Source organism: Stenotrophomonas sp. STEN083, assembly GCF_056759195.1.
In genome coordinates this window covers 1-13834 of record NZ_JBRRCU010000035.1, presented here as the reverse complement: position 1 = coordinate 13834, position 13834 = coordinate 1, and the positions used below count along the sequence as shown (strand labels likewise).

At 62.9% G+C, this 13834-nt stretch carries 15 protein-coding genes; 11 read left to right on the top strand and 4 right to left on the bottom strand.

Annotated features, from left to right (window positions below; translation table 11 throughout):
* Positions 1–8: 8 nt before the first annotated feature.
* The 6 genes from ACVOK8_RS11735 to ACVOK8_RS11710 all read left to right on the top strand — a co-directional run bounded on the left by ACVOK8_RS11735 (position 9) and on the right by ACVOK8_RS11710 (position 4273).
* Positions 9–794 (top strand): succinate dehydrogenase iron-sulfur subunit, encoded by a 786-nt coding sequence (locus ACVOK8_RS11735; protein WP_481566957.1) that lies wholly within the window; start codon positions 9–11, stop codon positions 792–794.
* 284 nt (positions 795–1078) lie between these two features.
* Positions 1079–1333 carry an FAD assembly factor SdhE gene (locus ACVOK8_RS11730; protein WP_481566956.1) on the top strand — a complete coding sequence of 85 codons (255 nt, stop codon included), beginning with the start codon at positions 1079–1081 and terminating at the stop codon, positions 1331–1333.
* Positions 1334–1553: 220 nt separating this feature from the next.
* Complete coding sequence (locus ACVOK8_RS11725) at positions 1554–1733, top strand: hypothetical protein (RefSeq protein WP_481566955.1); 180 nt, start codon at positions 1554–1556, stop codon at positions 1731–1733.
* Between the two features lie 24 nt (positions 1734–1757).
* Positions 1758–2999, top strand: a complete 1242-nt coding sequence (locus ACVOK8_RS11720; RefSeq protein WP_481566954.1) for a lipoprotein-releasing ABC transporter permease subunit — start codon at positions 1758–1760, stop codon at positions 2997–2999.
* Positions 2992–3702 (top strand): lipoprotein-releasing ABC transporter ATP-binding protein LolD, encoded by a 711-nt coding sequence (gene lolD / locus ACVOK8_RS11715; protein ID WP_481535360.1) that lies wholly within the window; start codon positions 2992–2994, stop codon positions 3700–3702. Before ACVOK8_RS11720 ends, lolD begins: the two co-directional genes overlap by 8 nt.
* 109 nt (positions 3703–3811) lie before the next feature.
* On the top strand, positions 3812–4273 hold the full coding sequence (locus tag ACVOK8_RS11710; RefSeq protein ID WP_481566953.1) for a DUF6491 family protein: 462 nt from the start codon (positions 3812–3814) through the stop codon (positions 4271–4273).
* Positions 4274–4430: 157 nt separating this feature from the next.
* Here the strand turns inward: ACVOK8_RS11710 and ACVOK8_RS11705 are convergent, their stop codons facing one another.
* The 4 genes from ACVOK8_RS11705 to htpG form a co-directional block, all read right to left on the bottom strand.
* Entirely contained in the window at positions 4431–4706 is a 276-nt protein-coding gene (locus ACVOK8_RS11705) for an oxidative damage protection protein (protein WP_481513528.1), read from the bottom strand.
* A gap of 17 nt (positions 4707–4723) precedes the next feature.
* The gene (mutY, locus tag ACVOK8_RS11700; protein WP_481566952.1) at positions 4724–5779 is read right to left on the bottom strand and encodes an A/G-specific adenine glycosylase; all 1056 of its coding nucleotides are present in this window, start codon (positions 5777–5779) and stop codon (positions 4724–4726) included.
* A gap of 154 nt (positions 5780–5933) precedes the next feature.
* A complete protein-coding gene (gene ftsY / locus ACVOK8_RS11695; RefSeq protein ID WP_481566951.1) occupies positions 5934–7340 on the bottom strand; it encodes a signal recognition particle-docking protein FtsY in 1407 nt (468 codons plus the stop codon).
* Positions 7341–7537: 197 nt separating this feature from the next.
* Positions 7538–9442 (bottom strand): molecular chaperone HtpG, encoded by a 1905-nt coding sequence (gene htpG, locus ACVOK8_RS11690; RefSeq protein ID WP_481566950.1) that lies wholly within the window; start codon positions 9440–9442, stop codon positions 7538–7540.
* A gap of 203 nt (positions 9443–9645) precedes the next feature.
* On the opposite strand from htpG, the gene rsmD reads away from it, so the two are divergent.
* The 5 genes from rsmD to ggt all read left to right on the top strand — a co-directional run bounded on the left by rsmD (position 9646) and on the right by ggt (position 13633).
* Positions 9646–10269, top strand: coding sequence for a 16S rRNA (guanine(966)-N(2))-methyltransferase RsmD (gene rsmD / locus ACVOK8_RS11685; RefSeq protein ID WP_481566949.1), 624 nt, complete (start codon positions 9646–9648; stop codon positions 10267–10269).
* A complete protein-coding gene (gene coaD / locus ACVOK8_RS11680; RefSeq protein ID WP_481513533.1) occupies positions 10266–10769 on the top strand; it encodes a pantetheine-phosphate adenylyltransferase in 504 nt (167 codons plus the stop codon). The genes rsmD and coaD overlap by 4 nt, the downstream gene beginning before the upstream one ends.
* A gap of 39 nt (positions 10770–10808) precedes the next feature.
* Positions 10809–11297 (top strand): hypothetical protein, encoded by a 489-nt coding sequence (locus ACVOK8_RS11675; RefSeq protein ID WP_481566948.1) that lies wholly within the window; start codon positions 10809–10811, stop codon positions 11295–11297.
* Between the two features lie 312 nt (positions 11298–11609).
* On the top strand, positions 11610–11894 hold the full coding sequence (locus tag ACVOK8_RS11670; RefSeq protein ID WP_481510864.1) for a YfhL family 4Fe-4S dicluster ferredoxin: 285 nt from the start codon (positions 11610–11612) through the stop codon (positions 11892–11894).
* Positions 11891–13633, top strand: a complete 1743-nt coding sequence (ggt, locus tag ACVOK8_RS11665; RefSeq protein WP_481566947.1) for a gamma-glutamyltransferase — start codon at positions 11891–11893, stop codon at positions 13631–13633. Before ACVOK8_RS11670 ends, ggt begins: the two co-directional genes overlap by 4 nt.
* Positions 13634–13834: the final 201 nt, after the last annotated feature.

Sequence of the window (13834 nt, the reverse complement as noted above, 5' to 3'; positions counted from 1 at the left end):
TTACGAACATGGCTGAATTTGCACTTCCGAAGAACTCCCGGTTGACCAAGGGCAGGCACTTCCCCGCCAAGGGCGGCGCGAAGAATACTCGCACCTTCAAGATCTACCGCTGGAGCCCCGACGACGACCAGAATCCGCGTACCGACACCTACGAGATCGATCTCGATGCGTGCGGCCCGATGGTTCTGGACGCGCTGATCAAGATCAAGAACGAGATTGATCCGACCCTGACCTTCCGTCGCTCCTGCCGCGAGGGTATCTGCGGTTCGTGCGCGATGAACATCGACGGCACCAACACCCTGGCCTGCACCCGTGCCATTGCCGATTGCGGCAAGGCCGAAGTGCCGATCTACCCGCTGCCGCACATGGACGTGGTCAAGGATCTGGTTCCGGATCTGACCCACTTCTACGCGCAGTACGCCTCGATCAAGCCGTGGATCCGCACCCAGACCCCGGCGCCGGCAGACCGTGAACGCCTGCAGTCGCCGGAAGATCGCAAGAAGCTGGACGGTCTGTACGAGTGCATCCTGTGCGCGTGCTGCTCGACCAGCTGCCCGAGCTACTGGTGGAACGGCGAGCGTTACCTGGGCCCGGCGATCCTGCTGCAGGCTTACCGCTGGATCATCGATTCGCGCGATGAAGACACCGGCGCACGCCTGGACGATCTGGAAGATCCGTTCAAGCTGTACCGTTGCCACACCATCATGAACTGCGCGCGTACCTGCCCGAAGGGCTTGAACCCGGCACTGGCAATCGCCGAGATCAAAAAGTTGATGATGGCGCGCCGCGCGTAAGGCGCGGTTGCTCCGGCGCAAGCCGGAGCAACGCTGCTGTGTTGCGGCTTTTCGCTCTCCCGCCTGCGGGAGAACGATGGGGCCGGCGAAAGATGGTCGGGTTCCCAGCGCTGTTGATGTCTCTTCTCCCGCCTGCGGGAGAAGGTGCCCCGCAGGGGCGGATGAGGGGGCTTTTGAAGTTGCCCTTGCTGAACTTTGAGTGGCGCTCTGGATGAATTACTCCAGGAGCTGCCCTCACCCCAACCCCTCTCCCGCCAACGGGAGAGGGGCTTGAGCTCATAGCCATGCAGACTGAAGACGAAATCCTGTTGAAGAAGCTGCGCTGGCGCTGCCGGCGTGGCATGCGCGAGCTCGATCAGCTGTTCGGCCGCTATCTTGACCGCCGCTGGCTGCAAGCACCTGCCGCCGAGCGCGAGGTTTTCCTGCAGTTGTTGGAGACCGAAGACGATAAGTTGTGGCGCTGGTCCATGGGCTACGAGGTCTGTCCGGATGCGGCGCAGGCGCAACTTATCAGCTACATCCGCTCCCTTCCGGTATGAGTGCCGCCCGTCGCTCTGGTTGAGTGGCGCGTTGGCGGGTCTGGCGCTACTCGCCGCCATTTCGATAGTGAACTGCAGATTGGAGCCGGGCTACGCTTGGCCCTTGGCCGCGTGCGTGCTCGGCTGGGGGCTGCTGCAGGCGCGCGCCGAGGCGCGTAAGCCGTGCCGGAACATACTCATACCGCCGCCGCCAGGTCCGCCCTGTATAGACGCCGAGCCCGTGGAGCAGATCGAACTGTTCGAGCGCGGCCCATTGCTGGTACTGCGTTGGCGGCTGGACAAGCGCCGCCAACAGCTGCTGTTCTGGCCCGATACGCTGCCACGGGCCCTGCGACGTGAACTGCGACTGGCCGTGAAGGCGCATGGCGTTTCCCGCCAGCCGCCGGGAATGGCACCATAGCCATCAGTTCACGGGCAGACACGCATGTTCAAACCCTTACCTGTCGCAATCGGATTGCGCTATCTGCGCGCCAAGCGTCGCAACGGCTTCATTTCCTTTATTTCCATGGCTTCCATCCTCGGCATCGCGCTCGGGGTGATGGTGCTGATCACCACCTTGGCGGTGATGAGCGGCTTCCAGAAGGAGATCCGCGACCGCCTGCTGCAGATGTCCGCCCACGCCACGGTCAGCGCCGATGGCGAGCCGATGGCCAATTGGCAGCATGCGGTGGACGTGGCGACCAAGGACCCACGTGTAGCCGGCGCCGCACCGTATATCGAGATCCAGGGTATGTTGAGCGGCCTGCGGGTGCAGGGGGCGATCATCCAAGGCGTTGATCCGGCACAGGAGTCCAAGGTCTCGGTGCTGGCCGAGAAGATGACAAAGGGCAAACTGGACAGCCTGCAGCCCGGCGAATTCAACATGGTGGTCGGCAAGGAGCTGGCGATCTGGTTGGGCGTGGACGTGGGCGACAGCGTTGTAGCGACGCTGGCCGAAGTACAGGGCACGCCGATGGGCGCCATGCCGCGGGTCAAGCGCTTCAAGGTCAGCGGCATCTTCGAGGCCGGCTCCAATGAAGTGGATCGCGGCGTTGCCTTCACCAACATGCAGGACATGGAGCGCGTGCTGCGCATGGACGGTGTCACCGGCGTGCGCCTAAAAATGCACGACATGGACCAGGCCTATACCGTCGCCCGCGATCTGGCGGTCAACCTCAACGGCTATTACCGGGTGAGTGACTGGACCCAGGAGAACGCCAACCTCTACCACTCGCTGCGCATGGAAAAGACGGTGATGGGCATCCTGTTGTCGCTGATCGTAGCGATGGGGGCGTTCAATCTGGTGTCCTCGCAGGTGATGCTGGTCACCGACAAACAGGCCGATATCGCCATCCTGCGCACGCTTGGCCTGACGCCGGGCGGAGTGATGCAGGTGTTCATGGTGCAAGGCACCTTGATCGGTGTGTTCGGGACCATAGTCGGCGTGATCAGCGGTATCACCTTGACCCTCAATCTGGAGCGCATCCTCGGCTTGATCGAGACCATCTTCAACATCAAGTTGCTGCCAGAGGATGTGTACTACATCACCGGCCTGCCGACCGACATGCAGACTGCCGACATCGTGGTGATCACCGTGGTGGCGCTGCTGATGAGCTTTGCCGCAACCATCTACCCGGCGTGGCGCGCAGCCCGCACCCAGCCGGCCGAGGCGCTGCGCTATGAATGAGAACGCATTGATGGAATCGGTAATCCGCGCCGAAGGCCTGGGCAAGACCTACGCCGAAGGCAAGATGCACACGCCGGTGTTCGACGGCCTGGATTTGAATGTCGCCGCTGGCGAAACCGTAGCTATCGTCGGTGCCTCAGGCGCGGGCAAGAGCACCTTGTTGCACTTGCTGGGCGGCTTGGATATTCCGACCGCCGGTGAGGTCTATGTCGCCGGCCAGCGCATGTCGGCGCTGTCCGATGCGGCGCGCGGCAAGCTGCGCAACAGTTCGCTTGGCTTCGTCTATCAGTTTCATCATCTGCTGCCGGAGTTCACCGCGCTGGAGAACGTGATGATTCCGGTGATGCTGGGCGGCAGCGATCCGGCCGGCGCGAGCGCACGCGCCAAGGCGCTGCTGGAATCGGTAGGGCTTGGCCATCGCCTGGATCACAAGCCGGGCGAGTTGTCCGGCGGCGAGCGCCAGCGCACCGCGGTTGCGCGCGCCCTGGTCAATCAGCCGGGCTGCGTGCTTGGCGACGAGCCAACCGGCAATCTGGACGACAAGACCGCCGCAACCGTGTTTGATCTGATGCTGGAGTTGAATCGCGTGCATCGCACCAGTTTGGTTCTGGTCACCCATGACCGCAGTTTGGCGCGCAAGCTGGATCGCGTGTTGGAACTGCGTCAAGGCCGCCTGCACGAGCTGGCCAGCAGCGGCGTCTGATCTGCGATAAGCGGTGATGGTCCCGTGGCTGCCATGGGGCTACCATGTTCCGGCAAGTGCTCACTGTAGTCATGGAGTCGGGTTGTTTCCTTCAATGAGGATTGCTGCCATGAAAAAAGTGTTTGTTGCGATGATGCTGGCCGCCGTTCTGGGCGGCTGTGCGACGACCGGGAAATTGACCAGCGCCGAGCGTCTGGATCTTTATCGTGCGCACGCCGGTGAGCCGGTTAAGAGCTTCAGATACTTTGGTTCGCTCAATGGTTGGACCGAGCTGGGCGACAGCGCCTTGGCGGTGTGGACCAAACCCAGCGAAGCCTGGCTGTTGAACCTCAGCGGGCCATGTATGGATCTGTCATTCGCCCCGGCGATCAGCATTACCAATATGATGGGTCAGGTGTCGGCGCGCTTTGACCGCGTGATCGTGCATGGCAGTGGCCCGATGGCCCATGTGCCGTGCCGGATTGAAAGCATCCAGCCGCTGGACGTGAAGACGCTGCGCGCATCGGAGAAACAGCTGCGCGAAGCAAAAATTTCCGAACGTGCTGCAGATCAGGGCACCGAGACGGATTGAAGCACCATCTGTAGTGCCGAGCCATGCTCGGCAGGGGCTTTCCCAGCAACGTTTCACAGCCCAAGCCGAGCCATGCTCAGCAGGGGCCTTACCGGCGACGGTTAGCCCGTGCATGAAGCCCCTGCCGAGCATGGTTCGGCACTACAGGCGTCCGGTTTTATTCCGCTTCCGGCGCGACGTAGCCCGCAGGCTTTTCCGCGCCACCAGAGAACAGGAACTTCACCAACTCTTCCTCAAGGAAGGCGCGGTGCTTGGGGTCGCGTGGTGACAGTCGGTTCTCGTTGATCAGCATGGTCTGGTGCGCCAGCCATGTGGCCCAGGCCGGTTTGCCGATATTGGCGAAAATGCGCTGACCCAGCTCGCCGGGGTAGGGCACGAAATCCAGACCCTCGGTTTCGCGTTGTTCGTATTGGCAGAAGACGGAGCGGGGCATGGTGAAGTCCTGTCGAATCAGTGCGCCGGATGACGTTCCAGCAGTTTGCGGATGGGGGCGGGCAGGCCAAGTGTGGCCAGTTCGTCACGCGCTACCCAGCGTAGATCGGCATTGTCGCCGACCTTGGATTTGAGCGCGACCTTGCGCAGGTGCAGCGGCTGCAGATGCAGGCGGTAATGGCTGAAGGTATGCACGATCAGCGGGAGTTCGTTGGAGTTGTCGTAGTTGCCTTTGATGCTGGCAGCGAACCAATCGCGCAGCGCGCTGTCGGTATCGGCCTGCGGCAAGGTCCACAGCGAGGCCCAGATGCCGGTTGGAGGGCGCTTCAACAGCAGGATGCGGCCGTCCGCATCTTCCAGTAGCAAGGCAGTAGCTTCGCGCTCAGGCAACACTTTGCTGGGCTTCGGTGTTGGCAGTGAATCAACCAGGCCCTGCGCATGTGCGGCACAACTACTCTGCAGTGGACACAGGATGCATGCCGGCTTTGCCCGGGTGCAAAGGGTTGCGCCGAAATCCATCTGCGCCTGGGTGTAATCGGCCATGCGCCCGGCCGGCACCTGCGCGACGTGGGCTTCGGCCTGCGCCCAGAGCTGTTTTTCGATAACTGGCAGACCGGGGAAACCAGTGATGCCGTGGTAGCGGGTCAAGACACGTTTGACGTTGCCATCAAGGATCGCAAACGGGTCGTTCCAGGCCTGGCTGAGGATTGCACCGGCGGTGCTGCGGCCGATGCCGGGCAGGGCGAGCAGGGCATCGAAATCACGCGGCAATTCTCCGTCATGCAGCTCGACGCATTGCTTGGCTGCTGCATGCAGATTGCGGGCACGGGCGTAGTAGCCAAGACCGGCCCAGTGCGCCATCAAGGTGTCGTTGTCGGTGGCGGCCAGATCGCGCAGCGTTGGGAACGACTGCACGAAGCGTTGGAAATAAGGCGTTGCGGTGGCGACCTGGGTCTGCTGCAGCATGATCTCCGACAGCCATACCCGGTACGGCGAACGCGGATGCTGCCATGGCAGATCGTGACGGCCGTGCTGGTCGAACCAGGTGAGGAGTTGGCTGGGGAAGTTGGGCATGGGCTCGCGAAGGCTGGCGATTGCAGCTGTTGCTTTCTCCCGCTTGCGGGAGAAGATGCGCCGAAGGGGCGGATTAGGGGAGCTTTTGACTTTACCTGGCTAGAAGCTTCCCCTCACCCCCACCCCTCTCCCGTAAACGGGAGAGGGGCTCAGATCAGTTGCTGCCCAGCGCCTGCGGTAGCAGCGCGTCGACGAAGGCTTCGGCATCAAACACGCGCAGATCTTCCGGGCGCTCGCCGATGCCGGCAAAACGAATCGGAATGCCGAACTCGCGGGCCAGCGCAAACACCACGCCGCCTTTGGCGGTACCGTCCAGCTTGGTTACGACCAGGCCGGTGACGCCGGCAGCAGCATGAAACTGGCGCAGCTGCGACAGCGCGTTCTGGCCGGTGGTGCCGTCGATCACCATCAGCACTTCGTGCGGCGCGGTGTCGTCGATTTTGCCGAGCACGCGGCGGATCTTGCTCAGCTCGTTCATCAGCCCGGTCTGGGTGTGCAGGCGGCCGGCGGTATCGGCGATCAACACGCTGGTGCCGCGCGCCTTACCTGCCTGCAGTGCGTCGAATGCGACCGAAGCGGCATCGGCGTTCTGGCCTTGGGCGACCACGGCCACACCATTACGCTCGCCCCAGATCTGCAACTGGGCGACAGCGGCGGCACGGAAGGTGTCGCCCGCGGCCAGCATCAGGCTATGGCCCTGATCCTTGAAGCGCTTGGCCAGCTTGCCGATGGTAGTGGTCTTGCCTACGCCGTTGACGCCAACGGTGAGGATCACGAAGGGCTTGGCATTGGTGTCGATGACCAGCGGTTTGGCGACCGGCTCCAACATCGCGATCAGGTCGGCGCGCAGTGCGGCCAGCAGTGCGTTGGCATCTGCGAACTCGCGCGACTTCATGCGCTTGCGCAGGTCTTCGACCAGTGCCGTGGTGGCCGGCATGCCGACGTCGGCAGTGATCAGCGCGGTTTCAATCTCGTCGAGCAGGTCGTCGTCGAGCTTGGGGTTGCGTGAGAACAGACCGCCGAAGCTGCGCGCGAAGCTGCTGTTGCGCAGGCGATCACGCCAGCCGAGTTTGCCGGCCGGTGCTGCGGGGGCTGCATCGACGGGAATCAGTGCTGCGTCTGAATCGGGGGAGCTTGGGGCGATGACTTCGGCTACAGCCGGAGTGGGAGCCGGTACTGCAACTGGAACAACAGGAGCAGCAACAGGCTCAATCGCCTGCGGTGCGATTTCAAGGACTGCAGGGGAGGGCGCTTCGACAGCAGCCGGTGCTTCGAGTTCGAGTGGTGCTGCAACAGGGGCTGCTTCGACTACAGCAGCTTGTTCCACAACTGGCGCGGGTGTTGTTGCGGCTTCGGTCGCAGGATCTACCGACGTTTGAGTAGTGACCGGAGCTTCGATCGGCGCTTGCGCGGTTTCAGTCTGAGTGGATTCTGCCGGTAGCGGCGCTTGCGCCGACGGTGCCTGCGGGAAGGCGGCGGCCAGTTCCTCAACACTCAGCGTGGACGGCTTTGCGGGCTGTTGGGCGTCGTCGGTCTTTTTGCGGCGAAAGAAGCTGAACATGGAGGAAAAAGGCCTGAAATCAGATGTCTATGTTACCACTGGCGGTTGGGCGACCGACGTTGCGGGCAGCGCAAGGGCTGTTGGCGCAAGGGCTGTTGCTTGAAGCCCCTCTCCCGTTCACGGGAGAGGGGTTGGGGTGAGGGGAGCTTTTTGGCGTTACCGGGAAGGCCTCTGCCGAGCATGGCTCGGCACTACACTCAGGCCGACAGCTCGAGCAGCAGCTTGTTCAAGCGGCGCACATAGCCGGCCGGGTCCTTCAGGCTGTCGCCTGCTGCCAATGCGGCCTGGTCGAACAGTACGTGTGCCAGATCGTTGAAGCGGTCCATGTCCGGCTCGGCATCGAGCTTTTCGATCAGAGGGTGGGCCGGGTTGAACTCGAATACCGGCTTGCTGTCCGGCACCTTCTGGCCGCTGGCTTCCAGGATCTGGCGCATCTGCAGGCCCAGGTCCTGTTCGCCGATGGCCAGGATGGCCGGCGAGTCGGTCAGGCGGTGCGAGACGCGCACTTCGGCAACTTCTTCGCCAAGTACGGTCTTCAGGCGCGCGGCCAAGCCCTCCTTGGTCTTGGCAACTTCTTCCTGTGCCTTCTTGTCTTCCTCGGTCTCAAGCTTGCCCAGGTCGAGATCGCCGCGGGCGATGTCGGCGAAGGACTTGCCGTCGAATTCGGTGAGGTAGCTCATCAGCCACTCGTCGATGCGATCGGTCATCAGCAGCACTTCGATGCCCTTCTTGCGGAACACCTCAAGGTGCGGGCTGTCCTTGACCTGCTGGAAGCTTTCGCCGGTCAGGTAATAGATCTTGTCCTGGCCTTCGATCATGCGGCCGACGTAATCGGCCAGGGCAACGCTCTGCTCGCCGCTGGCGTCGTGGGTGGAGGCGAAGCGCAGCAGGCCGGCGACCTTCTCGCGGTTGCCGTAGTCCTCGGCCGGGCCTTCCTTCAGCACCTGGCCGAAGTTCTTCCAGAAGCCTGCGTATTCTTCCGGCTTGTCCTTGGCCAGCTTCTCCAGCATGTCCAGCGAACGCTTGGTCAGCGCCGACTTCATCGAGTCGATCACCGGGCCGGACTGCAGGATTTCGCGCGACACATTGAGCGGCAGGTCGTTGGAATCGACCACGCCCTTGATGAAGCGCAGGTACAGCGGCAGGAACTGCTCGGCCTGGTCCATGATGAAAACGCGCTGCACATAGAGCTTCAGGCCCTTGGGCGCGTCGCGGTGATACAGGTCGTATGGTGCGCGACCCGGGGTGTACAGCAGCGAGGTGTACTCCAGCTTGCCTTCGACCTTGTTATGGGTCCAGGCCAGCGGGTCGGTCGGGTCGTGCGCGATGTGCTTGTAGAACTCCTTGTATTCCTCGTCCTTGACCTCGGACTTGGCACGGGTCCACAGCGCATTGGCGCGGTTGACGGTTTCCCATTCCGGGGTGGCCGGCTTGTCGGCTTCCTCGCCGTGGTGCTCTTTCTGCAGCTCGATCGGCAGACCGATATGGTCGGAGTACTTCTTGATCAGGCTGCGCAGTTGCCAGCCGTCGGTATAGCTGTCTTCGCCTTCCTTCAGGTGCAGCACGATGCGGGTGCCGCGCTCGGGCTTGTCGATGGTCTCGACCTCGAATTCGCCTTCGCCCTTGGACGACCAATGCACGCCTTCGCTGGCCGGCAGGCCGGCGCGACGGCTGTAGACGTCGACCTGGTCGGCCACGATGAAGGCCGAATAGAAGCCCACGCCGAACTGACCGATCAGGTTGGAGTCTTTCTTCTGGTCGCCGGACAGGTTCTTCAGGAACTCTGCGGTGCCGGACTTGGCGATGGTGCCGAGATGGGCGATGGCCTCATCGCGGCTCAGGCCGATGCCGTTGTCGTCGATGGTCAGGGTGCGTGCGGCCGGGTCGGCCTCGATGCGGATGCGCAGCGGCGCGCCGCCTTCGAGCAGCTCTGGCTGGGTCAGCGCTTCGAAACGCAGCTTGTCGGCGGCGTCGGCGGCATTGGACACCAACTCGCGCAGGAAAATTTCCTTGTTCGAGTACAGCGAGTGGATCATCAGGTGTAGCAGCTGCTTCACCTCGGTCTGGAAACCGCGGGTTTCCTTGTGATTCTGGTCGGTCATCGGTCGGGGTGCTCCGTTGCTGATTAGGTCGCGCAGCTGCGCGGTGACTGCAGCTTGGGTAAGGGTGAATGGGCCGATTTCAAGGTGGGCGCTGCCGGGGTGGGTGCTGGTCTATCATCTGCAGTTCTCAGAGCTGTTGAATTCAGGTCGCCGATGTATTTGATTTGCCACGTTTTGTCCTTGGTTTTGCCGGTGTGGGCCAGATGAGTCCGGTCCGTGGCAAGACGCCAGCCGCCGGCAGCGGGCAGGTGCGCATCGTCGGCGGGCGCTGGCGCAACACCCGGTTGCAGGTTCCTGAATTGCCGGGCCTGCGGCCGACCAGTGACCGGGTGCGCGAAACCCTGTTCAACTGGCTGATGCCCAAGTTGCCTGGCGCGCGGGTTCTGGACCTGTTTGCCGGCAGCGGCGCGCTTGGCCTCGAGGCGGTGTCGCGAGGTGCTACCTCAGCGCAACTGGTGGAGCGTGATCCGCAGTTGGTGGCGGCCCTGCGAGGTGTGGTCGGGAAGCTGGGGGCGGGGGCACAGGTTGAGGTAATTGCCGGCGATGCCCTGCAATGGCTGGGCAACGCACCACCCGCGCAGGCCGATCTGGTGTTTCTGGACCCTCCCTTTGCCGCCGGTTTGTGGGATCAGGTGATCGAGCGCCTGCCCCGGCACCTGGCTGAAGATGCCTGGCTGTACGTGGAAGCGCCGGTAGGCGCGGCGCTGCAGTTGCCGACGGAATGGCAGTTGCGCCGCGAGGGCAGTACCCGCGAGGTGGCCTATGCCCTCTATCGCCGGGCCGCTGCTACACTTCGCGGCGACATGAACGCGACCGAACCCGCATGACCTCAGCCAATCGCCGCATCGCCGTATACCCGGGCACTTTCGACCCGATCACCAATGGTCATATCGATCTGGTGAACCGTGCCGCGCCGCTGTTCGAGAAGGTGGTGGTCGGCGTGGCACAGAGCCCGGCCAAGGGCCCGACGCTGCCGCTGGAACTGCGCGTAGCATTGGCGGTGGAGGCCCTGCAGCACCACGACAACGTGGAAGTGGTTGGCTTCGACACCTTGCTGGCCCATTTCGTGCGCTCGGTGCACGGCGGGGTGCTGCTGCGCGGTCTGCGCGCGGTGTCCGATTTTGAGTATGAATTCCAGATGGCGAGCATGAACCGGCATTTGATTCCGGAGGTGGAGACGCTGTTCCTCACCCCCTCCGAGCAGCACAGTTTCATTTCCTCCTCGCTGGTGCGTGAAATCGCCCGTTTGGGTGGGGATGTTTCCGGCTTCGTGCCGGCCACTGTGCTTGAAGCGTTGCGCAAGGCCCGCGAAGCGCGCGGGCAGTAAATCCTTTCAGTAACACCACTTTTCAACGGGAGAACGATCATGAAGAACACGATGCGCGTGCTGCTTGCCGCCTCGATGGCGCTGGCTGTAACCGCCTGCAAGAAAGAAGAAGCACCGGTAGTCGAAGCGCAGCAGGCGCTGGTCGCCCCGGCCAAGGATGACGACGCAGGTTGGAAGAAGTACCTGCAGGCGGTTGCCGTGCAGAACATGGGCAACATCACCGCCAGCCCGTTCCTGTACTACCTGCCGCCGGAATCGGATCCGGAATTTGCTGCCAAGTACGACCGCCAGGCTGAGAGCGCTACCGGCGCAGTCGGCCGTGGCGTCCAGTCGGGCAACATGCTGGCTTTCGGTTCGTCGGCTTCGGCCAAGATGGCCGACCTGATCGAGACCAGCTTCAAGGACGTGCAGGCTGATTCGATGAAGGGTGTGCGCGTGGTGTTCATCGGCGACGCCGCTGACAACGCCCGTGTGCAGACCATCGTCAAGCCGACCGGCGCCGACTACGTCTTCGTCGAAGCCAAGTGACGCACTGGCGCGGGGCCGCGTAGCGACCCCGCCTTTGCCAGTGCGCATCCCCGCGCAGGCGGAGATCGCTCTGGCTGTGCTGCGGCTCTGGTTTGAGCCACAGTAAACCTGCCCAATCTGGAGGTTGCCAAGCGGCAGCATCCCCACGGGCGGAACGGTGTGGGGCGGCGGCATTGCCGTCACCCCAACCCCGGCAAAACCAGTATCCGGTAAGCTAACTGTCGGCGCTGCCCTTGGCAGGTCATGAACAGCAGGACCGATGAACCGGCAGGCGCCGGTTGCAAGCCCCGCTCCGACGGGAACACCGCAACAATGTCTTTGAAAATCAATGAGCTCTGCGTCAACTGCGACGTCTGTGAGCCGGCCTGTCCAAACCAGGCCATCGCAATGGGCGAGACGATCTACGTGATCGATCCGGCCCGTTGCACCGAATGTGTCGGTCATTTCGATGAGCCGCAATGCGTGGTGGTGTGCCCGGTCGAATGCATCGACCCGGACCCCGAGATCGTCGAAACCGAGGATCAGCTGCTGGCCAAACTGGCCGGCCTGCAACGCGATCACCCTGAGTTTTACCAATCGGAGAATCCAACGGCATGAAACTCGTTGCCCGTTCCCTGCTGCTGTTCGCACTGGTGTTGTCACCGGTTGCGTGGGCAGCCGATACCGCACCGGCCCGCGCCGCACATCCCGATGGCGCCGCAATCGCCAGCGGCCATAGTCTGGCGACGCAAGCTGGTATGGAAATCCTCGGCAAGGGCGGCAATGCGTTCGATGCCGCGGTGGCCGTATCCTCCACCCTGGCCGTGGTCGAGCCGATCAGCTCGGGACTGGGTGGCGGCGGGTTCTTCCTGCTGCACGACGCCAAGACCGGCAAGGACGTGATGCTGGATGCGCGCGAGACCTCGCCCGAATCCGCAACGCCGGAACAGTTCCTGGACAAGAACGGCAATCTGGACCGTGACCGCTCGGTCAATGGTCCGTGGTCGGCCGGTATCCCGGGCCTGCCGGCGGCGCTGGTGAAACTGGCGCGTGAGCATGGCAAGTTGCCGCTGAGCGATTCGCTGGCACCGGCAATCCGTGTCGCCACCGATGGTTTCCCGGTGTATGCACGCATGGCACGTGGTTACGCCACCCGCCGCGAAGTGATGGACCGTTACCCGGGTACCCGTGAGGTCTACCTACGCAATGGCAAGCCGATCGCCGAGGGCGACATCTTCAAGCAGCCAGAGCTGGCGCATACGCTGCAGCTGCTGGCTGCCAATGGTTTTGACGGTTTCTATCGAGGTGAGACCGGGCGCAAGCTGCTGGCTGGCGTGAAGCAGGCTGGCGGCCGCTGGACTGCCGAGGAACTGGCTGGCTATACGGTCAAGACCCGCGAGCCGATCGTGTTCAACTACCGTGGTTGGAAGATCACCACGGCCTCGCCGCCGTCGTCCGGCGGTATCGCGCTGGCCTCGATGCTGCAGATCCTCGAGCCCTGGGATCTGAACAAGATGGATCCGGCACACAGCACCCATCTGGTGGTGGAGGCGATGCGTCGCGCCTATCGTGATCGTACCTTCTTCCTCGGCGATCCCGACTTTGTTGATATCCCGCAGAAGGTGCTGACCAGTCGCGATTATGCGCAGGGCCTGCGCGCGACCATCCACCCGGAAAAGGCCACGCCCAGCGACCTGCTGTCGGGCAACCCGACGCCGCTGGAAGATGATGAGACCACCCATTTCTCGATCATCGACAGCGAAGGCAACCGCGTTGGCGGTACCCAGACGGTGAACCTGCTGTACGGCTCGGGCCTGATCCCGGCCGGCACCGGTGTGCTGCTGAACAACGAGATGGACGACTTCGCGCTGAAGCCGGGTACGCCCAATGCCTTCGGTGTGATGGGGTATGCGGCCAACGCACCGGCCAAGGGCAAGCGCATGCTCAGCTCGATGACGCCGACCTTCATGGAAAACGACGACAAGGTCGTGGTGATTGGCACGCCCGGTGGCAGCCGCATCATTACCATGGTCCTGCTCGGCATCCTCGGCTATGACGCCGGCCTGGACGCACAGCAGGTGGCTGCCTTGCCGCGCTATCACCACCAGTGGTTGCCGGATGAAATTTCGGCTGAGACCGGTGCGTTCTCGCCGGAAGTGGCGAAGCAGCTGCAGGCGATGGGCCACAAGGTCGAACTGCCGGGCGACTCGGCCGAAGGCGGTCGCGGTTCCAGCCACGTCTGGGGCAACCTGCAGACGGTTGAGTGGGACCGCCGCAGCAATGTACTCAGTGGCGGCAGCGATCCACGTAACCCGGTAGGTAGTGCCGAGGTCAGAAAGTCGGGAAAGGCTGACTGAGGTAAACAGGAAACCCCGCATAGGCGGGGTTTTTGTTTGGTCGCGGGAAGGGCGTCGGCTTTTGATCCTTGTCGTCATTCCCGCGAAGGCGGGAATCGCTCCTGCTCCAGTTTTTGTACTTGCTTCTCCGCTTGGGGGAGCGTGGGGAATTGAATAAGCGACGAGCGAAGAGCGAAGAGCGAAGAGCGAAGAGCAAGAGAG

What these genes read in the sequence shown, in the direction of transcription:
- ACVOK8_RS11735 (WP_481566957.1), top strand. Translation starts at nt 9, where the DNA reads ATGGCTGAATTTGCACTTCCGAAGAACTCCCGGTTGACCAAGGGCAGG.
- ACVOK8_RS11730 (WP_481566956.1), top strand. Translation starts at nt 1,079, where the DNA reads ATGCAGACTGAAGACGAAATCCTGTTGAAGAAGCTGCGCTGGCGCTGC.
- ACVOK8_RS11720 (WP_481566954.1), top strand. Translation starts at nt 1,758, where the DNA reads ATGTTCAAACCCTTACCTGTCGCAATCGGATTGCGCTATCTGCGCGCC.
- lolD (WP_481535360.1), top strand. Translation starts at nt 2,992, where the DNA reads ATGAATGAGAACGCATTGATGGAATCGGTAATCCGCGCCGAAGGCCTG.
- ACVOK8_RS11710 (WP_481566953.1), top strand. Translation starts at nt 3,812, where the DNA reads ATGAAAAAAGTGTTTGTTGCGATGATGCTGGCCGCCGTTCTGGGCGGC.
- ACVOK8_RS11705 (WP_481513528.1), bottom strand. Translation starts at nt 4,706, where the DNA reads ATGCCCCGCTCCGTCTTCTGCCAATACGAACAACGCGAAACCGAGGGT.
- mutY (WP_481566952.1), bottom strand. Translation starts at nt 5,779, where the DNA reads ATGCCCAACTTCCCCAGCCAACTCCTCACCTGGTTCGACCAGCACGGC.
- ftsY (WP_481566951.1), bottom strand. Translation starts at nt 7,340, where the DNA reads ATGTTCAGCTTCTTTCGCCGCAAAAAGACCGACGACGCCCAACAGCCC.
- htpG (WP_481566950.1), bottom strand. Translation starts at nt 9,442, where the DNA reads ATGACCGACCAGAATCACAAGGAAACCCGCGGTTTCCAGACCGAGGTG.
- rsmD (WP_481566949.1), top strand. Translation starts at nt 9,646, where the DNA reads ATGAGTCCGGTCCGTGGCAAGACGCCAGCCGCCGGCAGCGGGCAGGTG.
- coaD (WP_481513533.1), top strand. Translation starts at nt 10,266, where the DNA reads ATGACCTCAGCCAATCGCCGCATCGCCGTATACCCGGGCACTTTCGAC.
- ACVOK8_RS11675 (WP_481566948.1), top strand. Translation starts at nt 10,809, where the DNA reads ATGAAGAACACGATGCGCGTGCTGCTTGCCGCCTCGATGGCGCTGGCT.
- ACVOK8_RS11670 (WP_481510864.1), top strand. Translation starts at nt 11,610, where the DNA reads ATGTCTTTGAAAATCAATGAGCTCTGCGTCAACTGCGACGTCTGTGAG.
- ggt (WP_481566947.1), top strand. Translation starts at nt 11,891, where the DNA reads ATGAAACTCGTTGCCCGTTCCCTGCTGCTGTTCGCACTGGTGTTGTCA.